Consider the following 18,958-nt stretch of genomic DNA (forward strand, 5'->3'; position numbering starts at 1 on the left):
GCCCGGATGGAGCTCCACAAAATCCGGGCTACCAGACTACGGCAACCGCTTTCCGACGTAATCGGTTCCTTCCTGGTGAAGGGTCACTTGCATTGCCGCGTTCTGACCGTCCGTGTCGAATGACAGCACGGCATCGACGACCTTGAAAAAGAACTCGCGATCGCTGGCGGCGAAGATTTCGCGCCGCTCCTGCCCTGTCGCCTCGCTGAACAGGCGATCTCCTTCCCTTGTAACGTGGATCGAAAATTCGGGCGTGAACCGATAGGTCCCGACCAGACGGTCCAGCGCCTGCGGGCTCACCGTGGCGAGCTTCCCGACCTTGGCCTGACGATCCGGCCAGCCGTACTCGGCCGCGATGCTACGCAGGATTTCGTCGACGAGGATCCGCCCGCCCCAGCCGTTGGTCATGACAACAGCGCCATCGCCATTCTCGAAAATGACCATGGTGTCGATGAAGCCCTCGTTCACCCCGTTGTGCCAGAATTGCCGGTTGGGCGCCGAGCCGCGAACCAGCCAGCCCATCCCACGTCGTCCTATCCCGGGGGGTAGCCCGTCGGCACTGCCCAGAACCGGCGAAAGCATCTCGGCCGTCATCGATTGCGACAGAACGGGATTGCTCCGACCGGCCAACGAATCCAGCATGGCGAGCAAGAGACGGGCGAGATCGCTCGGCGTCGTCCATAATCCCGCCGCGGCCAGCTCGGGATAGACATGCGCCCCTCCGGGCACCGGCGCGCCGTCCGCCCGGTACGGCGTCGCGGCCATCGGCAAACGAGCCGCAGGCAATGGCTGCGCGAAGCTGGAATGCGTCATGGCGAGCGGCTTGAAGACAATGTCATCGAGCAGCGCCGGAAACGGCCGCCCCGTCACGTCGATGAGCAATTGCTGGACGATCGTGTAGCCGCCGCCGGAATATTCAGTCTGCTTGCCGGGTTCGTGCTCGACCCGAACGGGCGCAGTGTTCGCAGGCGGCCTGCCGTCGAGGATCTCGACAAGCGAGGGGACCGGCTGGCCGGCCTGATAGCCCGGGTAGAAGGGCACGTTCGTTCCGGCCGTATGGCTCAGCAACCGCCGAACCGTCACCTGGGATTGGGAATACGGATGGTGCGGGATCTTCCAGCTCTTGAGCGCGACGTTGACGTCGGCATCGAGATCGAGCTTGCCGGCCTGAACGAGCGCGAGCGCGGCAATGGCGGTCACCGGTTTGCTGATCGAGGCCGCCTGGAACAGCGTTTCCGGCACCACGGGCGGACCGCCGATGGCGACAGAGCCAAAACCGCGCGCCCATTCGATGGCGCCGCCATGAATCACCGCGATGCTGACACCGGGAACGTGCAGTTCGTTCATGCGATCGGACAACGTCATCGGCGCATCGCCATCGACGACGATCGCCGTCCTCAGGCCGTTTACGACGTGGTCGATCCGCTGCACGACGTCGGCATCACCCCGTTCTTCGGCCAGAACGGGCCGACACGCGGCCACCGCGGCAAGCGTGACGGCCACCAGGATGAGCTTGCGGAAGGTGAATGTCATTGCCTGCATGACCACCTCCGCCCACCACCTCTAGCGCCCCATCGCCTGGTAGATCAGCAGCTTGAGCTCCTGCTGGATCCGGCCGCGCTGTGATGGCGTCTGCACCATGAAGATTCCGAACAGATCGTCTGCGGGATCGATGAAGAAGAACGTGCCCCCGACACCGTCCCAGCGATACTCGCCCAATGGCCACGACGTGTTCGGCGGCACCGAGGTGCGGACCGCGAAGCCTAGGCCGAAGCCGGAGTTCGGACCCGGGTAATAGTTCTTGTCGCGCACGACCCCGGTCTCCGGACCGATATGGTCCGACGCCATCAGCGCGATGGTCTCCGGCTTCAGATAGCGCCGGCCGTCATAGCTGCCGCCGTTGAGAAGCATCTGCGAGAAGCGAGCATAGTCGCCGATGGTGCCGACCATCCCGCCACCGCCGGATTCCCAGCGCAGCGGCTTGCGCGGGTCGCGAATTTCGGCCACCGGACTGATGGTGCGATCCTTCGGCATCGGCTCGGCGACCAGCGGCCATTTGGCGCGGTCGGCGACATAGAACGCGGTTTCGTTCATCCCGAGCGGACCGAGCAGCCGCTCCTTCTCGACCTGAAACAGGGATTTCCCTTTGATCACTTCGATGATGCGGCCGAGCACGTCGGTGGAATGACCGTAGTCCCATTGCGTACCGGGTTGCTCAGCAAGCGGCAGCGCCGCGAGCCGCGCCACGAACTCGGCATTGTCGGGATCGTTGTTGAACAGGCCAGCATCGGCGTAGGTCGTGTTCACGATACCACCACCGTAATAGCCGTACGGCAGGCCGGCGGTGTGGCGCATCAGGTCCTCGATGGTGACGGGACGCTTGAGCGGCGCCAGCATCATCGTCGCCTTGCCCTCATCGCCGCGCTTTTCCACGCCGACCTTCATGCCGGCAAAGGCCGGGATGTATTTCGACACGGGATCGCTGAGCGCGAGCTTGCCTTCCTCGACCAGCATCATCGCGATGACGGTGGTGATCGGCTTCGACATCGAATAGAGGCGGAAGATGGTATCCGCGCTCATCGAGAGCTCGGTGGCGACGTCGCGAACCCCGAACTTCTCGTAATAGACCGGCTTGCCGTGCTGCTGCAGCAGCAGGATCGCGCCGGGAATCTTGCCGGTTACGATCTCGTTCCTGACATAGTCGGAGACCTTGGCGAGGCCTTCCGGCGAGAAGCTGTGCGCGGCCGGCCCCGCGGCGCCGGCCTTCGCACCCGTTGCGACGAACGCGACCGCGAGTGCCGCGACGACTGCGCGGCACCCACGCATGTAAGAGCATGACCGGTTGAATCCGGTCATGCTCTTGTTCCTTTGTTTTGACGCGTTTTCTCCACGCGAACCGGTATCCACTTCGCTCGAAAACGCTCTAGTTTTCCATGGCTTCATAGACGAGCAGCTTCAGCGTCCGCTGGACGCGCTGGCGCTCGGTCGGCGTCTGCTCCAGGAGGATGAAGAAGAAGTCCTGCTTGCGGTCGATGACGAAATAGCAGCCGCTGGCGCCATCCCATTTCAGTTCGCCGAGATCGCCGGGCGGCGGCGGCTTGGCGTTGCCGGGATCGGTGCGCACCCCGATCCCGAGCCCGAAACCGAAGCCGTCGCCGGGGAAGTAGAAAACGTCGCGCCCGACGCCGGAGCCCGGGCCGACCTGGTCGGTCGTCAGCTGCTTGAATGTCTCGGGCTTCAAAATGGTCTTGCCGTCGAGGGTGCCGCCATTGAGCAGCATCTGCGCGAAGCGCGAATAATCCGCCATGGTCGAGACCATGCCGCCGCTGGCGGACTCCCATTTCTTGACCTTGGTCGGATCGTTGACCCGGCCGACCCGGAAATCGCTGTCGTTCGGCATCGGCTCGGCCATCAGCTTCTGCTTCTCGGGATCGGTGACGAAGAAGCGGGTGTCGTTCATGCCGAGCGGATCGAGCAGCTTCTCGCGCTCGATCGTCAGCAGCGGCTTGCCGGTCGTCACTTCCATCACGCGGGCCAGAATGTCGGTGGAATGGCCGTATTGCCAGAGCGCGCCGGGCTGGTTGTGCAGCGGCAGCTTGGCGATCCGCTCGGCGAATTCGGCGAGGTCGAAATCGCCGCCATAGATGTTGGCTTCCTTGTAGGCCTTGCGGACCAGGCTATCGCCATAGAAGCCGTAAGTGATGCCGGAGGTGTGCCGCATCAGGTCGAGGATCGTGATCGGCCGCTCCAGCGGCACCAGCTCGAGCGTCTTGGTGCCGTCCTCGGCCTTCTTCTCGACGCCGACCTTCATATTGGCAAAGGACGGGATGTATTTCGAGACCTGATCATCGAGCTTGTACTTGCCATCCTCCAGAAGCTGCATCGACACCACGGCGGTGATCGCCTTGGTCATCGAAGCCAGACGGAAGATGGTCTTGTCCGTGATCGGCGCCTTGCTGACCACGTCCTGCACGCCGAAGGATTCGTGATACACTGGCTTGCCGTGCTGCTGGATCAGGACGATGGCGCCGGGAATCTTTCCGGTCGCGACCTCGTTCTTGAAGAATTCGCCGATCTTGGCGAGCTTGTCGGGATTGAAATGCGCACCCGCCGGAATCTCATAGGTGCCCTCGGCGCGGGCCAGCGGCGCCGCAAGCACCACCGCGGCGGCCGCGGCCACCCGCCAAAATCCAAATAAACTCATTCGGTCTATCCCTCCCCGAAAATCACGAGGAAGTGTAGCGGCGGTATCATCAGGCACAAGGGCTACCGAGGGTGTCCAGGACCTTCTGATGAAGCTCGCCGCTCTGGGCCGAGAAGCAGCAGAAGATCACATGCGTGAGGTCGGGTGCCGCCGCCAGGGTATCGACGACGGCCTTGACCGCGATACCGGCGGCTCGGACCGGCGGGAAGTGATAGACGCCGGTCGAGATGGCAGGAAATGCGACCGAGCCGAGACGGTTGGCGTGGCAAAGCTCGATGCCGCGGCGATAGCAGGATGCGAGCAGCGCGTCCTCGTTTTGGGTGCCGCCATTCCACACCGGGCCGACCGTATGGATGACATGCTTGGCAGGCAGCCGATACCCTTTGGTGATCTTGGCATCACCGGTCTTGCAGCCATGGAGCGTGCGGCATTCGGCGAGCAGCTCCGGGCCCGCGGCGCGATGGATCGCACCGTCGACGCCGCCGCCACCGAGCAGCGACGAATTGGCCGCGTTGACGATGGCGTCAACGCGCAGGGTCGTGATGTCGGTAACGATGACGTCGAGCCGCGCCTTGCCGATTTGGCGCGCGGTCAAGGTCAGGCAACCACGTCGACCGGGATGCCCTTGTCGGCAAACAGCTGCTGCAATTCACCGGCCTGGAACATCTCGCGGATGATGTCGCAACCGCCGACGAACTCGCCCTTCACATAGAGCTGCGGAATCGTCGGCCAGTTCGAATAGACCTTGATGCCGTCGCGCAGCTCGGCCGATTCAAGAACGTTGAGGCCCTTATAGCCGACACCGATGTGGTCGAGGATCTGCACGACCTGACCGGAAAACCCGCACTGCGGGAATTGCGGCGTGCCCTTCATGAACAGCACGACGTCGTTCGCCTTCACTTCGTTGTCGATGAATTGCTCGATGCTCATTTTCGCTTCCTTCGGGGGCGGCGCTCTCAAGCCCTAACGGACCGGCCCGCCCTTCTAACCCGTGACTGGCTATATATGTAGCTCAAACCATTGTGCATCCAAAGCAAAATGGCGGAAATCTGGCATGCGGCAGGAGCCGGGCGGCGCCCCAAAAGGGGCCGGGATTACCTGACGATCCCAATATCATCATGGGGGAGGCTTTTTTCCTGTAACCGAACCCCTATCTAGGACGAACTGTCCGTCTGGAACCAGTTTGCCGAAGCAACGTTCTCCCCTTGAATCGGAGACCATCGTTGACGAAACCAGCCTCTGCCGCGGCCGCCATTCCCGGCGCCTCCCCGTCATTGTCCTCCGAATCCGGGTCGTCAGCCCAGCGCTTGGTGGATGCCTATCGCGCGGTCCGTGACGAGACCGAGCGCCGGGCCGCGCCGCTGTCCGCGGAAGACCAGCTGATCCAGTCGATGCCGGATGCGAGCCCCGCCAAGTGGCACCGCGCCCATACGACCTGGTTCTTCGAGCAGTTTCTGCTCGGCGAGCACGTCAAGGGCTACACGCCGTTCCACCCGGACTACGCCTATCTGTTCAATTCCTATTATGTCAGCGCCGGTCCCCGGCACGCCCGCCACCAGCGCGGCCATCTGACCCGACCGACCGCCGACGAAGTCACCGCCTACCGCTGCCATGTCGACGCCGAAGTGGTGAAATTCTTCCAGACCGCCGCAGCGGACAAGCTCGACGCGCTGGTGCCGCTAGTCGAGGTCGGCCTCAATCACGAGCAGCAGCATCAGGAGCTGATGGTCACCGACATCCTGCATGCCTTCGCCCAGAACCCGATCCCGCCGGCCTACGATCCGGCCTGGCGCTTCCCGGCATCGCAGCGCGGCACCGAGGAATGGGTGACGCTGAACGAAGGCATCCACACCGTCGGCCACGCCGACGACAGCTTTCATTTCGACAATGAGAAGCCCGCGCATCGCGCTCTGGTTGGTCCGGTCAAGCTCGCCAAGAACCTCGTCAGCAATGCCGACTGGCTCGCCTTCATGAAGGACGGCGGCTATTCCACCGCCACGCTGTGGCTGATGGACGGCTTCGGTGCCGTGAGCAACGAGGGCTGGCAGGCGCCCGGCCACTGGCGCGAGATCAACGGCGAATGGAAGATCATGACTCTGGGCGGCCTGCAGCCGATCGATCCGGCAGCGCCGGTTTGCCATGTCAGCTATTACGAGGCCGACGCCTTCGCCCGCTGGGCCGGCAAGCATCTGCCGACCGAGATGGAATGGGAGGTCGCGGCGCGCGCCGGCCTGCTCAACGATGCCTATGGCATCGTTTGGCAGTGGACCCGGAGCTCGTATTCGCCGTACCCGGGCTATCGCGCGATCGAGGGCGCGCTCGGCGAATACAACGGCAAGTTCATGGTCAACCAGCTGGTGCTGCGCGGCTCGTCGCTGGCGACGCCATCAGGTCATAACCGTGTCACCTACCGCAACTTCTTCTATCCGCACCATCGCTGGCAATTCACGGGGTTACGCCTCGCCGACTATGCCTGATTGAGTCCTGTCGACATCAATATCGCGCCGGTAAGCGCGTTCGGGAGAGTATCATGAATGTGCATGCCGCCGCTTTGGCCAAAGCGTATCCGTTCGACGAAGCGACCTCGGCGTTTGCCGGCGATGTGATCGGCGATCTCGCCCGTCACCCGAAGCGGCTGTCGCCGAAATATTTCTACGACGCCACCGGCTCGGAGCTGTTCGAGCAGATCACGGTGCTGCCGGAATATTATCCGACGCGCACCGAGCTCGGCATCCTGCGCGACCGCGGCGACGAGATCGCCGCGATCATTCCGGAAGGTGCTGCGCTGGTCGAGTTCGGCGCCGGCGCGACCACCAAGGTGCGCCTGCTGCTCGAGCACTGCGAATTCGCAGCTTACGTGCCGGTCGACATCTCCGGCGATTTCCTCAAGGCCCAAGCCGATGGCCTGCGCAAGGATTTCCCCGGTCTCGGCATCTACCCGGTCGCAGCCGATTTCACCACGCCGTTCGCGCTGCCCGAGGCCGTCGCCACCATGCCGAAGGTCGGCTTCTTCCCGGGCTCGACGCTCGGCAATTTCGAGCCGAGCGAGGCCTTGGCCTTCCTGCGCAGCGCGCGAAAAATCCTCGGCCACGGCGCGCAGATGATCATCGGCGTCGACCTCGAGAAGGATGAGCGCGTGCTGTACGACGCCTATAACGACGCGGCCGGCGTCACCGCGCGCTTCAACCTCAATGTGCTGGTGCGGATCAATCGCGAGCTCGGCGGCAATTTCGACCTCTCGGGCTTCACCCACCGCTCGATTTACAACCGCGACCGCCATCGCATCGAGATGCACCTGATCAGCCGCAAGGCGCAGACCGTGCGCATCCTCGGCAACACCTTCGCATTCCGCCCCGGCGAGAGCATTCACACCGAAAACAGCTATAAATACTCGCTCGAGCGTTTCACCGCGCTGGCCCGCAGCGCCGGCTGGACGGTGCGCAACAGCTGGACCGACGCCAACACGATGTTCTCGGTGCACGCACTGGTCGCCGATTAGCCAGGACCAGAACCGAGGGGATGGGGCAACGACCATGGGCAGGCGCGGGCTGCAGATCGCAACGGGCTTGCTCGCCCTCGTCCCGATCCTGACCGGCATCATCACGATGCTCGGCGTCAGCGACCCGCTCTACGCCTCGTCGGGCGTCCCGGCGCTGCCGGTGCTGGACAGCAATCTGCGCTTCTTCGGTGGGGTCTGGCTCGGCCTTGGTCTCGCGCTGATCTGGCTGGTGCCACGCATCGAAAGCGAGAGCGTGCTGTACCGCGTGGTCTGGGGCGGCATCTTCCTCGGCGGCGTCGGCCGGCTGCTGTCGATCGTGATGGTCGGCGCCCCGCCGATCCCGTTCATCGGCTTCACCGCGCTCGAATTGATCGGCGCGCCGCTGTTCGTCTATTGGCAGCATCGCGTGGCGACCGCCACCCGCAGGTAGCGCGGACCGCGCCCCTACGCCTCGCCTTCCGTCGACCGCAGCGAGATCGACTCCCAGGCCGCGACCATGATCATGATCGCGGTGGTGACGAGCGAGAGCACCAGTGGCGACATGTCGTGACCAAAATAGGCGGTGATCGCCAGCGCGATGAGGCCGACGCCGTGCGAGAGCTGCAGGAAGTTGCGGATCACGAATTTGAACAGGATGGTGCCGACCAGGAACAGCACGGGACCGCCGACCGAGCTCACGATCGTCTTCAAATCGGAGTGTCCGCCAGGATGCTTGAGCACCAGCTCGTCGGCGACCGCGGTGAGGATGATGCCGCCGACGATCGGCATGTGCAGATAGGTGTAGGCGATCCGCGCCACGCGGCCGGATTGCTCGGATTTCGAGATCATCTCCGAGCCGGCCTCGGCGCCCTTGTGGAAATAGATCCACCACATCGCGATGCTGCCGACCAGCGCCGAGATGAACGCGGCGACGTTCTCCGGCGTCCAGGTCAATTCGGCGAAGGTCGCGCCATCGACCACGATGGCCTCGCCGAGTGCGATGATGATGAACCCGGCGCAGCGTTCGGCCATGTGGCCGCCCTCGACCGACCAGGCCTCCATCGAGGAGAAGCCGAGTCCCGGGGTCCAGAACCGGGCGGCCGGCGCGACATATTCGATTGTCAGCGCCGCGATCCACAGCCACATCCGCGTCTCGTGCTCGGCGAAGCCGCCGAGAACCCAGAGCACGGCTGAGCAGGACAGCCAGGTCAGGATGCGGATCGCATTGTGGCGCACCGCCGTCCGCCGCCGCGGCGTCACCAGCAGCCAGAACGCGGTGCGGCCGACCTGCATCGCCGCATAGGTGCCGGCGAACCACAGCCCGCGCCCCTCGAAGGCGGTCGGTATCGAGGTCGACAGCAACAGCCCGCCCAGCATCAGCACGAACAGCAGCAGGCGGACCGGCGTCAGGTCGGGATTGAGCCAGTTGGTCACCCAGGTGGTGTAGACCCACACCCACCACACCGCGAGGAACAGCAGCGTGACCTGCACCGCCCCCAAAGGGGTGAAGTGGTGCAGCAGCGTATGCGACAGCTGCGTGACGGCGAAGACGAAGACGAGATCGAAGAACAGCTCGGCATTGGTGACGCGGCTGGGCTGGTTCGGCACGATGACGCGAAACATCGCGCCGCGCGGATTATCTGCCATCGCTTGGGGCCCCCGCCCGGTTGCCGGGGACTAGCCTTCCGGCACGCCGGTTTGCAGGGCCAACGCGTGCAGCACGCCGCCCATCTGGCCCTTCAGCGACTGGTAGACGATCTGGTGCTGCTGGACACGGGACTTGCCGCGGAATGACTCGGATATGACAGTGGCCGCATAGTGGTCGCCGTCGCCGGCCAGATCGCGGATCGTCACCTCGGCATCGGGGATCGCTGCCTTGATCATCGATTCGATATCACGGGCGTCCATCGGCATCCCAGTCCACCTCCGTCAGGTCGTTCGAATCAGGCCGGCTCGGCCAGGATAAAACCCAAGATAAACCTAAGACAAAACCTAAGATAAAACCTAGCGCCTGGGGTCTTCTAGGTCATCCCGGGCACACTATATTCCCATTCCCAGCGATTTAAACCTGCATCAATCGGTCACAAGCCATCACGCCGAAATGACCAGAAGAGGCGCAGAATCATGAAGCTCCCCGGCCCCGACCATCCGATCACGATCACGCCCAATGCCAAGCGCATCCGCGTCACCGCCGACGGCGTCGTGATCGCCGAGACGACCCATGCGCTGACCCTGAAGGAAGCAAGCTATCCTGCCGTGCAATATGTCCCCCGGCAGGACGCCAAGATGGAGCTGTTGACACGCACCGAGCGGACCACGCATTGCCCTTATAAGGGCGATGCGAGCTATTTCAGCATCAAGGCCAATGGCAAGACGTTGGACAACGCGATCTGGACCTATGAGGAGCCGTTTCCGGCCATGACCGAGATTGCCGGCCATCTGGCGTTCTATCCGGACAAGGTGAAGATCGAGGAAGTGGCCTAAGGCCGTCTCGGCTGCCGCAAGCGCCTCGCGTCATCCAAGCCTGAAAAACGTAAATGCCCGGGCCTCGCCCGGGCATGACGACGACAGTGTTCGGCCGGATCTCCGCTAGGCTCTGAAGATCGTGAGCCCGAGGACCAGGAGTACCAGGAAGATCACGACGAATACGTAGAACAGGAAGCGGGCGATATCGGCGGACGCGGCGGAAATGCCGGTGAAGCCCAGCAAGCCCGCGATGATCGATACAACAAGAAAGATCAGCGCCCATTTCAGAAGTGTCATTGCTTGCTCCTCATTACCGCGCGTCCGCACGGCCGCCTGTTCTCCCGGTAACGCCCGCTCCCGATCACAGTTCCAAAAACGAAACAGATCCGCTGAAATGACCGACCTCGACACCCGGGAAGCAAGACAATTGGGCCTTGCTGAATCGAGTTCCCGGCTGCAACATCCGGGTGCAGACCCGGCTGGGGGCACCATGAAATCGATTGCTCACGCGGCTCCGGCCGTCGACATCCAGGCAGCACCGAAGCTCCACAAGCGTAACGTCGCGTTGGACCGTGCGCGCACCTTCCTGACCCTGGTCGTGCTGCTGCATCACGCGGTGATCCCCTACACCCATTTCGGGCACACCGACCCGACATCCTGGATCGGCTTCGACTGCGTGGTGCTCGCCACCGACAGCTTCTTCATGGCGATGTTCTTCTTGCTGTCGGGGCTGTTCGTCTGGCCGGGGCTCGGCCGCAAGCCGTGGCTGATCTTCCTGCGCGACCGGCTGCTGCGGCTCGGCCTGCCGTTCGTGATCTGCGCGGTCACCGTGATTCCGATCGCCTATTACGCGATCGCGCTACGCGCGACGCCGGAGGTAACCTTCTCTGAATTCTGGCGGAAGACCATGACGTTCGGGCCGTGGCCGAGCGGCCCGATCTGGTTCGTCTACGTCTTGATGACCTTCGACCTGACGGCGAGCCTGCTGTACCGGGTGTCGCCGCATCTGCTCGATCCCATCAACCGTCTCTCGATCATGGGATTCGAACGTCCCTCGAAGTTCTGGCTCTTCCTCGTCGTCGTCAGTGCCGCCGCCTACCTGCCCATGCTGGTCCATTACGGCCAGAACTACTGGTTCGAACTCGGACCGTTTTCGGTGCAGGCGAGCCGCGTGCTGCTGTATGCGTCCTATTTCTTCATTGGCGCGGGGATCGGGGCGGCCAACTTCGAGAACGGCGTGCTCGGCGCGCACGGACGGCTGACCGAGCGGCGCTGGTTCTGGACGGGCATCACGCTGATTCCCTACTGCATGATGTGGGTCATGATCTACATCAAGCGCGAAATCATCGGTAACCCCGATCCGCTGCCGGGCTGGTATCTTGCGATCTACGGCAGCTTCTACGTGCTGTTCAGCGCCTCGATCCTGTTCGCGATCCTGGCCTACTTCCTGCAATCGAGAGACGGCGGGCCGACGCTGCTCGACCGCATGCAGGGGGATGCCTACGGCATGTTCCTGGTGCACTATCCGATCGTGCTGTGGCTGCAATACTGGCTGTTTGATTTCGACCTGCCGGCGATCGCCAAGGCTGCGATCGCGTTCTTCGCCACCGTGGCACTGAGCTGGGCCGCCACCGCCGTGCTGCGCAAGCTGCCGGGCGCCAATTACGTGCTGTAGCTTCGGCCATGATGCGTAATCGCATCATGACCTCGCTCGTTGGTGCGCGGCCGGCGCGCATCAGCCGCGGACCCAGTGCGTTGCAGCAGGCCGGTTGTGAACCGGAATTTGCGCGCAACCTGCCTTTGGTCACATGCCGCCGGGCGATTCTCGTTTATGCTCGCCGGACTGATTGACCTCAGGGAGTCCAAGGGATGAACGACCCTCAAGTTGGATGGATCGCCGCCATCATCGTCGGCGGATTGGCCGGCTGGCTCGCCGAGATGTTCATGAAGACCGGAACCGGCATCGTCATGAACATCATCCTCGGCATCGTCGGCGCCGCGCTCGCGAACTGGCTGTTGGGTCTGCTCGGCGTGTCGCTCGGCGGAGGATGGATCGGCTATCTCGTTGCCGGATTCATCGGCGCCTGCGTGATCATCTTTGCCTGGCGCGCGATCCGCGGTGCGACCTAAAGCATGATCCGGAAAAGTGCGAAGCGGTTTTCCGAAAAGATCATGCTTAAAAAGTGAGCTAGAGCGTGATCCGGAGCGATCGTGCTTGAACGAAAAATAGCGCGATGATGGCTTCATCGCGCTATTGAGGTCTTCTTCGCTTGACGTTGCAGCGCCTGGTCCGCCCGGATCAGGCGGCCGTGCTGTGCATGTAGTTCGGCAGCCAGTGCTCGAACGCGCGCGACAGGTTCTCGACCGAGACCTGCGGCTCGCCGGCGACGGCAATGGCATCGCCACCCGTGGTGCCGATGCGCGCGCAGGGCACGCCAGCGCCCTTCATCTTCGCCAGCACGAGGCCCGCGTCGGCCGCCGGTACGGTGACGATGTAGCGGGCCTGATCCTCGCCGAACCAATAGGCATGCGGGACAATCGATGACGGCGCGGCGAGGAGCTGCGCGCCGATGCCGCTTGCGATCGCCATCTCGGCGAGCGCGATCAAGAGCCCGCCGTCGGAGACATCATGCACCGCGGTCGCGGTGCCGGCGCGGATCATGCCGCGCACCACATCGCCGTTGCGCTTCTCGGTGGCGAGATCGACCGGCGGCGGAGCACCCTCCTCGCGGCCGCAGACATCGCGCAAATAGACCGACTGGCCGAGCCAGCCTTGCGTATCGCCGACCAGGAGGATCGCCTCGCCCGCCGCCTTGAACGCCAGGGTCGCCGACTTGGTGAAGTCGTCGAGCAGACCGACACCGCCGATCGAAGGCGTCGGCAGGATGCCGCGGCCGTTGGTCTCGTTGTAGAGCGAGACGTTGCCGGAGACGACCGGGAAGTCCAGCGCGCGGCAGGCTTCCGAAATGCCCTTCAGGCAGCCGACGAACTGGCCCATGATCTCGGGGCGCTCGGGGTTGCCGAAATTGAGATTGTCGGTGATCGCGAGCGGCCGGCCGCCGACCGCGGTGATGTTGCGCCAGGCTTCGGCGACCGCCTGCTTGCCGCCCTCGAACGGATCAGCCTCGCAATAGCGCGGCGTGACGTCGACGGTGAGCGCGAGGCCCTTCGGCCCGTCCTCGACGCGGACCACGGCGGCATCGCCGCCGGGACGCTGCATGGTATTGCCGAGGATGACGTGGTCGTACTGCTCCCACACCCAGCGCTTCGAGCACAGTTCGGGCGTGCCGATCAGCTTTTCCAGCGCCTCGGCGATTCCGAGCGGCGGCTTGACGTCCTGGCCGCGGATCACCGGCAGCGCAGTCGAGGCGACGTGCGGACGGTCATAGACCGGCGCCTCGTCGCCGAGCTCCTTGATCGGCAGATCGGCCATCACGTCGCCGCCATGCTTGACGACGAAGCGCTTGCTCGGCGTGGTGTAGCCGACGATGGCGAAATCGAGCCCCCATTTGCGGAAGATCGCCTCGGCCTCTTGCTCCTTCTCGGGCTTGAGCACCATCAGCATGCGCTCCTGGCTCTCCGAGAGCATCATCTCGTATGCGCTCATGCCGGTCTCGCGGGTCGGCACCGCGTCGAGGTCGAGGTCGACGCCGAGGTCGCCCTTGGCGCCCATCTCGACCGCCGAGCAGGTCAGGCCCGCCGCGCCCATGTCCTGGATCGCGATCACGCAACCCTTTTCCATGATCTCGAGGCAGGCTTCCAGCAGCAGCTTTTCGGCGAAGGGATCGCCGACCTGCACGGTCGGCCGCTTCTCCTCGGAGGCGTCGTCGAACTCGGCCGAGGCCATCGAGGCGCCGTGGATGCCGTCGCGGCCGGTCTTGGAGCCGAGATAGACGATCGGCATGTTCACGCCGGAGGCCGCCGCATAGAAGATCTTGTCGGCATCGGCGAGGCCCACCGCCATCGCGTTGACCAGGATGTTGCCGTCATAGCGGGTGTGGAAGCGGACCTGGCCGCCGACCGTCGGCACGCCGAACGAATTGCCGTAGCCGCCGACGCCCGCCACCACGCCGGACACCAGATGCCGGGTCTTGGGATGCTCGGGCGCGCCAAAGCTCAGCGCGTTCAGGCAGGCGATCGGCCGCGCGCCCATGGTGAAGACGTCGCGCAGGATGCCGCCGACGCCGGTGGTGGCGCCCTGGTACGGCTCGATGTAGCTCGGGTGGTTGTGGCTCTCCATCTTGAAGACCACGGCCTGGCCGTCGCCAATATCGATCACGCCGGCATTCTCGCCGGGGCCCTGGATCACCCAGGGCGCCTTGGTCGGCAGGCCGCGCAGATGGATCCGGGACGACTTGTACGAGCAATGCTCGTTCCACATCGCCGAGAAGATGCCGAGCTCGGTGAAGGTCGGAACCCGCCCGATCAGCTTGAGGATGCGCTCGTACTCGTCCGGCTTCAGCCCGTGGGCGGCGACGAGTTCGAGGGTGATCTGGGGCTCGTTCTTGGGGGCGTTCATGGGTCCCTTAATAGGTAGATCGAACGGGGGCGAAAAGGCCTTTTACGGGGCATTTTCGGCCTGTCCAGAGCTTTGCGGCGATCAGAGCCCCGCGCGACGGGGCTCTGGATTTCTGTTTTGACGCGTTTTCTACGCGCAAACCGGTGCCCACTTCGCGCGAAAACGCTGCGCCCCGCGGGGTGCGGGATTTGCACAATGGGGATGGATCGGATTTAAGGACCCGAACCCGATAATTGAAGGCTATATTTCGTGAACGAGCTCGCCAAAACCGCATTCAACCGCCGTCCCGACCTCCACGTCGAAACCGAGGGCGAATTCGCCGGCTGGCGGACCTGGACCCGGGACAATTTCGAGACCCATGCCGGCCCCTTTTACCACCGCATGGACGAGAACGGCCGCATCAGCTGCGCGTTCCGGGTAGGCAAAAAGCACCTCAACGGCTCCGGCAATGTCCATGGCGGCTGCTTCATGACCTTTGCCGATTACTGCCTGTTCGCGCTGGCCGGCTCGGTGCTCCAGGGCCCCGGCGTCACGGTGTCGTTCGCCTCGGAGTTCCTCGACGCGGCCCGCGAGGGCGACCTGATCGAATGCACCGGCGAGGTCACCCGCGCCGGCATGTCGCTGATCTTCGTTCGCGGCATGCTGACATCGGCCGAGCGGCCGCTGTTCACCTTCTCCGGCACCATTAAGCGGGTGAAGCGCAAGGCGGCGGCTGCCGGTTGACGCATTGGCTGCGTCCGCAAGCCTCTGGCTCCAGTACCGGTCCCGAAGTATCAGTGTCCTCGCCCGCCAAGGCGCGAAGGGAGCCAATCAAGGTGCCGAAGAGCACAGCGAAGACGGGCGGCGTGACGGCTCCCGCGATCACACCCACTCCGTCGACGTCTGCGCCGGGCGCACGCGGCTGGCGCGACTATGCGTTGCTCGTGGCGCTGGCCTGCTGCTGGAGCTCGACCTATCCGCTGACCAAGATCGGGCTCGGCTCGATCCCGCCGGTCACCTTCATCTCGGCGCGCTCACTGGTCGCCGCAGCCTTCCTGCTCGTGGTGCTGCGGATCCGCGGCATCCGCATCCCGACCGACCTCAAGGCGTGGAAGCTGTTCGCCTTCCAGCAGACCATCAACTCGACGATCCCGTTCCTGGTGATCACCTGGGCGCAGCTCTATGTGCCGGCCTCCAACACCGTGGTGCTGGCCTCGACGACGCCGATCTTCGCCTTCCTGATCACCTGGGCGATCACGCGGCACGAGCCGGCCTCGCTGCTCAAGCTGGTCGGCGCGATCCTCGGCCTCGCCGGCACGGTCGCGATCATCGGCCTCGACGCGCTCTCGGGCTTCGGCAAGGAGATCTTTGCCGAGATCGCGATCCTGCTTGCCACCGTCTCGTTCGCCTGCGCCACGATCTTCGGGCTGCGGCTGTCGGACTACGATCCGATGGTTGTCGCGGCCGGCTCGCTGTTGTTCGGCGGCACCGTGCTGCTCCCGGTCGCCCTGATCGTCGATCATCCCTGGACGCTGCACCCGACGCCGCAGGCGATGGTCGCAACCGTCACCATGGGCATCTTCTCCAGCGCGTTCGGCTTGATGCTGTTCTACATGTGCCTGACCCGGCTCGGCACACTCACCACCAATGCGCAAGGTTATCTGCGCATTCCGATCGGCGTCGCGCTGTCGGTGCTGCTGCTCGGCGAATCCGTGCCGTCGAACCTGGCGCTCGGCCTCGTGCTGGTCATGGCCGGCGTCGCGGCGATGACCGTGCCGGCTCAGGCCATCAAGCGTTGGTTGCGAAAGTTCTAGTGGATCGAATCTAACGGATGTGTCCCGGCAATGGCCCATCCAGAACTCTGCCTTGGCGGACCTATTCGTCGATACTCCAGGTGCTCCGATCATCGATCGGATTTGGCAATCGACCGGCAAGGCAATCTGCGAGTGATTGCGGGGAGAACCGGCGATCTCGACACTCGATTACCCACAAAGGAAGTCGGCAGGTCCGCCATTGAGATACGGCGGTGGCGACACCGGCATGAAGACAGTCGGAAGGCGCTCTGTCAGCGACAGGTAATTGAGAACATGCCCAAGTTCTTGGACCACGCGCCAAGCAAGCGGATCGGAGATATCGATAACGAATTTAACCGACCAAGCCGCGTCGTCGCGTCCTGTCCCGATCCGCCCCTTGATGGCCGGAATTCGGTTCAACAGTGTCGTTAGCGCGATGAATTCCGAATCTTCGCTCAAGGGGCCGCCATTACGTTACGCCCGCCAAGGCTTGGTGCCCTCGCCTGACGGCGGCGATGATCTTATCAGGGCCTGCGATCGAGACGAAGGGTCTGGGGCCGCTCACGCCGACAATTGCTTCTCGGCAATCGAGAGCCACTCGGCCTGGGCATCGCGCAGGTATTTCGGCGCGCGCCGCATCTGGATCAACAGCTCGTTGAACACCATGCGCGCCTCGGCGGTGCGGCCGACCAGCTGCAGCAACAGGCCGTAGCGGACCCGCGCCTCCGCGCCGGGAAAATACTGCGTGACCGCCTGATATTCTTCCAGCGCCTCGTCGAGCCGGCCGATTTCGGCGAGCGAGCGGGCATAGAGCAGATGCCCCTCGGCGGACTCGAAATCCGGCCAGCGCTCGCGCAAGGCATCGAGCGTCGCCAGTGCTTCGGCCGGCTGCTTGCGGGCGAACTGCGCCTGCGCCTTGGCCAGCGCGTAAGCCGGATCGTCGCCCTGTGGCAGACCCAAGACGTGGTCGTAGTGGCTCTCGGCCTCCTCGAAGCGCCCGACATTCTGGCACTCCGCGGCAAGCGCCGCGCGGTTGGCGATCGTATCCGATGTGGCAAGCCGGTCCGACAGCTCGCGATAGCGCTTCTCCGGATCGAGCCGGTTGGCGACGCGCTTGCGCGCCTGCGCGGCGCCCGGCCCGCCCCACCATTCCGGGATCAGTTCGACGACGATGTAGGCGAGCGCGCCGATCAGCGGCACCATCAGGATGATGAAGGCCCAGGGCTGCAGGCGCCCGGTGCGCGCGGCGTGATAGATCAGCGAGATGTCGAGCAGCAATATGACCAATGCAACAGGCATTGCGGATCCCCGCGAAGCGGACAGTTCATCCAAACGCCTCCGTCATAACGTGCCCTTCATGCTGCGACAATCCTCGGTTGTTGCGCCGGCCGCCTTAGCGTGAAGAGATCGTGAAGCGGAAGCCGCTATGCTGGATTGGTCTCTGACGGAACCGGGCAGGTTCACGGCACAGCGCCCCCGAGGGCACCGCGGGTAGCCGCTACTTCTTGTCGTCCGCCAGCAGCGTGCGGTATTTCGCGACGTCGCGCGTCACCAGTTGCTGCAGCACCTCGGGCGCGAGCTCGTTGGCGTCGGGCGCGACCGTCGACAAATCGACAAACCGCTTCTTCACCGCCTCGCTCGCGACCGCGGTGCGCGCGGCAGCGTTCAACTTGCCGATGATCTCAGGCGGGGTCCCCTTCGGCGCGAACAGGCCGTTCCAGCCCTGCGCCTCGAACTCGGGCAGGCCGGCCTCGGTCGAGGTCGGCAGCTCCGGCAGCGAGGCGAGCCGCACCGTCGAGCCGACCACGACCGCTTTCACGAGCTTGTCGTCGATCGCCTGCGACACCGAGGCCGCGGCATCGCAGACGCCGTCGATCTGGCCGCCGATCGCATCCGTCAGCGCCGGCGCCGCGCCGCGATAGCCGACCAGTTGCACGTCGACGCCGGCGGCATGCACGAAGCTCTTGCAGATCAGGTAGTTCGAGGAGCCGACGCCGGCATGGCCGAGATTGATCTTGCCCGGATTCTTCTTCGCGTAGTCGATGAATTCCTTGAGGTCCTTGGCCGGAAAATCCTTGCGCAGCGCGACGATGCCGAAGGTCTTGGCGACCACCGCGATCGGCGCGAAGGAGTCGGGCGTGAACGGCAGCTTCGGATAGATCGTGTAGGTCGCAGCGTTGGTGCCGGCATTGCCGATCGCGATCGTGTAGCCGTCCGGCTCGGCGCGCGCCGCGCGGGTCAGCGCGGTCGAACCGCCGGCGCCGCCGACATTCTCGATGATGATGGTCTGGCCGAGCGCAGTGCCCATCTGGTCGGCCACCGCGCGGGCGATGACGTCGGAGGTGCCGCCTGCCGCAAACGGCACGATCATCGTGATCGGACGCTTCGGAAAGTCCTCGGCGTGTGCCGCCGTCGCAAGCAACAGCGCTGCGGCCGCCGCGAACCACCGTCCGAGCATTTTATTCTGACGCGTTTTCTTCACGCGAACCGGTCCCCACTTCGCTCGAAAACGCTATGAT

Annotated in this window: 20 protein-coding genes; 8 read left to right on the forward strand and 12 right to left on the reverse strand. The window is 64.1% G+C overall.

The window, feature by feature from the left end; translation table 11 throughout:
• Positions 1-36: 36 nt before the first annotated feature.
• The 5 genes from V5279_RS29650 to grxD all read right to left on the reverse strand — a co-directional run bounded on the left by V5279_RS29650 (position 37) and on the right by grxD (position 5,134).
• On the reverse strand, positions 37-1,542 hold the full coding sequence (locus V5279_RS29650) for a serine hydrolase (protein WP_338690669.1): 1,506 nt from the start codon (positions 1,540-1,542) through the stop codon (positions 37-39).
• A 21-nt stretch (positions 1,543-1,563) separates the two neighbouring features.
• Entirely contained in the window at positions 1,564-2,826 is a 1,263-nt protein-coding gene (locus V5279_RS29655; protein ID WP_338701436.1) for a serine hydrolase domain-containing protein, read from the reverse strand.
• A 97-nt stretch (positions 2,827-2,923) separates the two neighbouring features.
• Positions 2,924-4,204, reverse strand: a complete 1,281-nt coding sequence (locus tag V5279_RS29660) for a serine hydrolase domain-containing protein (RefSeq protein WP_338690671.1) — start codon at positions 4,202-4,204, stop codon at positions 2,924-2,926.
• Between the two features lie 49 nt (positions 4,205-4,253).
• Entirely contained in the window at positions 4,254-4,805 is a 552-nt protein-coding gene (locus tag V5279_RS29665; RefSeq protein WP_338701438.1) for an O-acetyl-ADP-ribose deacetylase, read from the reverse strand.
• Complete coding sequence (gene grxD / locus V5279_RS29670; RefSeq protein WP_166298133.1) at positions 4,802-5,134, reverse strand: Grx4 family monothiol glutaredoxin; 333 nt, start codon at positions 5,132-5,134, stop codon at positions 4,802-4,804. The genes V5279_RS29665 and grxD overlap by 4 nt, the downstream gene beginning before the upstream one ends.
• Positions 5,135-5,427: 293 nt before the next feature.
• Here grxD and egtB point away from each other — a divergent pair, with 293 nt between their 5' ends.
• The 3 genes from egtB to V5279_RS29685 are packed head-to-tail and all read left to right on the forward strand — an operon-like array spanning position 5,428 to position 8,133.
• Positions 5,428-6,681, forward strand: coding sequence for an ergothioneine biosynthesis protein EgtB (gene egtB, locus V5279_RS29675; RefSeq protein WP_338690674.1), 1,254 nt, complete (start codon positions 5,428-5,430; stop codon positions 6,679-6,681).
• Positions 6,682-6,734: 53 nt separating this feature from the next.
• On the forward strand, positions 6,735-7,703 hold the full coding sequence (gene egtD / locus V5279_RS29680) for an L-histidine N(alpha)-methyltransferase (protein WP_338690676.1): 969 nt from the start codon (positions 6,735-6,737) through the stop codon (positions 7,701-7,703).
• Positions 7,704-7,737: 34 nt separating this feature from the next.
• Entirely contained in the window at positions 7,738-8,133 is a 396-nt protein-coding gene (locus tag V5279_RS29685) for a DUF4345 domain-containing protein (protein WP_338690678.1), read from the forward strand.
• Positions 8,134-8,147: 14 nt separating this feature from the next.
• Here the strand turns inward: V5279_RS29685 and V5279_RS29690 are convergent, their stop codons facing one another.
• Both V5279_RS29690 and V5279_RS29695 read right to left on the reverse strand, forming a co-directional pair.
• Positions 8,148-9,329: a low temperature requirement protein A gene (locus V5279_RS29690; RefSeq protein WP_338690680.1), complete on the reverse strand. Its 1,182-nt coding sequence runs from the start codon at positions 9,327-9,329 to the stop codon at positions 8,148-8,150.
• A 30-nt stretch (positions 9,330-9,359) separates the two neighbouring features.
• On the reverse strand, positions 9,360-9,596 hold the full coding sequence (locus tag V5279_RS29695; protein ID WP_016843470.1) for a BolA family protein: 237 nt from the start codon (positions 9,594-9,596) through the stop codon (positions 9,360-9,362).
• Positions 9,597-9,806: 210 nt separating this feature from the next.
• Here V5279_RS29695 and V5279_RS29700 point away from each other — a divergent pair, with 210 nt between their 5' ends.
• The gene (locus tag V5279_RS29700; RefSeq protein WP_338690692.1) at positions 9,807-10,166 is read left to right on the forward strand and encodes a DUF427 domain-containing protein; all 360 of its coding nucleotides are present in this window, start codon (positions 9,807-9,809) and stop codon (positions 10,164-10,166) included.
• A gap of 105 nt (positions 10,167-10,271) precedes the next feature.
• On the opposite strand, the gene V5279_RS29705 is transcribed toward V5279_RS29700, so the two are convergent.
• Positions 10,272-10,445, reverse strand: coding sequence for a DUF1328 domain-containing protein (locus V5279_RS29705; protein WP_166298137.1), 174 nt, complete (start codon positions 10,443-10,445; stop codon positions 10,272-10,274).
• 193 nt (positions 10,446-10,638) lie between these two features.
• On the opposite strand from V5279_RS29705, the gene V5279_RS29710 reads away from it, so the two are divergent.
• The gene (locus V5279_RS29710) at positions 10,639-11,823 is read left to right on the forward strand and encodes an acyltransferase (protein ID WP_338690695.1); all 1,185 of its coding nucleotides are present in this window, start codon (positions 10,639-10,641) and stop codon (positions 11,821-11,823) included.
• Between the two features lie 194 nt (positions 11,824-12,017).
• Positions 12,018-12,278 carry a GlsB/YeaQ/YmgE family stress response membrane protein gene (locus tag V5279_RS29715; RefSeq protein WP_166298139.1) on the forward strand — a complete coding sequence of 87 codons (261 nt, stop codon included), beginning with the start codon at positions 12,018-12,020 and terminating at the stop codon, positions 12,276-12,278.
• Between the two features lie 169 nt (positions 12,279-12,447).
• On the opposite strand, the gene purL is transcribed toward V5279_RS29715, so the two are convergent.
• Positions 12,448-14,667, reverse strand: a complete 2,220-nt coding sequence (gene purL / locus V5279_RS29720) for a phosphoribosylformylglycinamidine synthase subunit PurL (RefSeq protein ID WP_338690698.1) — start codon at positions 14,665-14,667, stop codon at positions 12,448-12,450.
• Between the two features lie 249 nt (positions 14,668-14,916).
• Here purL and V5279_RS29725 point away from each other — a divergent pair, with 249 nt between their 5' ends.
• Positions 14,917-15,390, forward strand: coding sequence for a PaaI family thioesterase (locus V5279_RS29725; protein WP_338690700.1), 474 nt, complete (start codon positions 14,917-14,919; stop codon positions 15,388-15,390).
• A 92-nt stretch (positions 15,391-15,482) separates the two neighbouring features.
• Complete coding sequence (locus V5279_RS29730) at positions 15,483-16,460, forward strand: DMT family transporter (protein WP_338690702.1); 978 nt, start codon at positions 15,483-15,485, stop codon at positions 16,458-16,460.
• A 168-nt stretch (positions 16,461-16,628) separates the two neighbouring features.
• Here V5279_RS29730 and V5279_RS29735 read toward each other — a convergent pair whose 3' ends face one another.
• The 3 genes from V5279_RS29735 to V5279_RS29745 form a co-directional block, all read right to left on the reverse strand.
• Positions 16,629-16,898, reverse strand: a complete 270-nt coding sequence (locus V5279_RS29735; RefSeq protein ID WP_338690704.1) for a hypothetical protein — start codon at positions 16,896-16,898, stop codon at positions 16,629-16,631.
• Positions 16,899-17,000: 102 nt separating this feature from the next.
• The gene (locus V5279_RS29740) at positions 17,001-17,738 is read right to left on the reverse strand and encodes a tetratricopeptide repeat protein (protein ID WP_338690706.1); all 738 of its coding nucleotides are present in this window, start codon (positions 17,736-17,738) and stop codon (positions 17,001-17,003) included.
• A 199-nt stretch (positions 17,739-17,937) separates the two neighbouring features.
• The gene (locus V5279_RS29745) at positions 17,938-18,897 is read right to left on the reverse strand and encodes a tripartite tricarboxylate transporter substrate binding protein BugD (protein WP_338701440.1); all 960 of its coding nucleotides are present in this window, start codon (positions 18,895-18,897) and stop codon (positions 17,938-17,940) included.
• Positions 18,898-18,958 lie beyond the last annotated feature (61 nt).

Source organism: Bradyrhizobium sp. 26S5, from assembly GCF_036923295.1.
Classification (GTDB): Bacteria; Pseudomonadota; Alphaproteobacteria; order Rhizobiales; family Xanthobacteraceae; genus Bradyrhizobium; species Bradyrhizobium septentrionale.

Bases quoted from the DNA above. Each gene is read 5' to 3' on its own strand.
- V5279_RS29715 (WP_166298139.1), top strand. From the start codon at position 12,018: ATGAACGACCCTCAAGTTGGATGGATCGCCGCCATCATCGTCGGCGGA.
- V5279_RS29695 (WP_016843470.1), bottom strand. From the start codon at position 9,596: ATGCCGATGGACGCCCGTGATATCGAATCGATGATCAAGGCAGCGATC.
- V5279_RS29740 (WP_338690706.1), bottom strand. From the start codon at position 17,738: ATGCCTGTTGCATTGGTCATATTGCTGCTCGACATCTCGCTGATCTAT.
- V5279_RS29710 (WP_338690695.1), top strand. From the start codon at position 10,639: ATGAAATCGATTGCTCACGCGGCTCCGGCCGTCGACATCCAGGCAGCA.
- V5279_RS29745 (WP_338701440.1), bottom strand. From the start codon at position 18,897: ATGCTCGGACGGTGGTTCGCGGCGGCCGCAGCGCTGTTGCTTGCGACG.
- V5279_RS29660 (WP_338690671.1), bottom strand. From the start codon at position 4,204: ATGAGTTTATTTGGATTTTGGCGGGTGGCCGCGGCCGCCGCGGTGGTG.
- V5279_RS29655 (WP_338701436.1), bottom strand. From the start codon at position 2,826: ATGCGTGGGTGCCGCGCAGTCGTCGCGGCACTCGCGGTCGCGTTCGTC.
- egtD (WP_338690676.1), top strand. From the start codon at position 6,735: ATGAATGTGCATGCCGCCGCTTTGGCCAAAGCGTATCCGTTCGACGAA.
- V5279_RS29700 (WP_338690692.1), top strand. From the start codon at position 9,807: ATGAAGCTCCCCGGCCCCGACCATCCGATCACGATCACGCCCAATGCC.
- V5279_RS29650 (WP_338690669.1), bottom strand. From the start codon at position 1,542: ATGCAGGCAATGACATTCACCTTCCGCAAGCTCATCCTGGTGGCCGTC.
- V5279_RS29705 (WP_166298137.1), bottom strand. From the start codon at position 10,445: ATGACACTTCTGAAATGGGCGCTGATCTTTCTTGTTGTATCGATCATC.
- V5279_RS29690 (WP_338690680.1), bottom strand. From the start codon at position 9,329: ATGGCAGATAATCCGCGCGGCGCGATGTTTCGCGTCATCGTGCCGAAC.
- V5279_RS29685 (WP_338690678.1), top strand. From the start codon at position 7,738: ATGGGCAGGCGCGGGCTGCAGATCGCAACGGGCTTGCTCGCCCTCGTC.
- purL (WP_338690698.1), bottom strand. From the start codon at position 14,667: ATGAACGCCCCCAAGAACGAGCCCCAGATCACCCTCGAACTCGTCGCC.
- grxD (WP_166298133.1), bottom strand. From the start codon at position 5,134: ATGAGCATCGAGCAATTCATCGACAACGAAGTGAAGGCGAACGACGTC.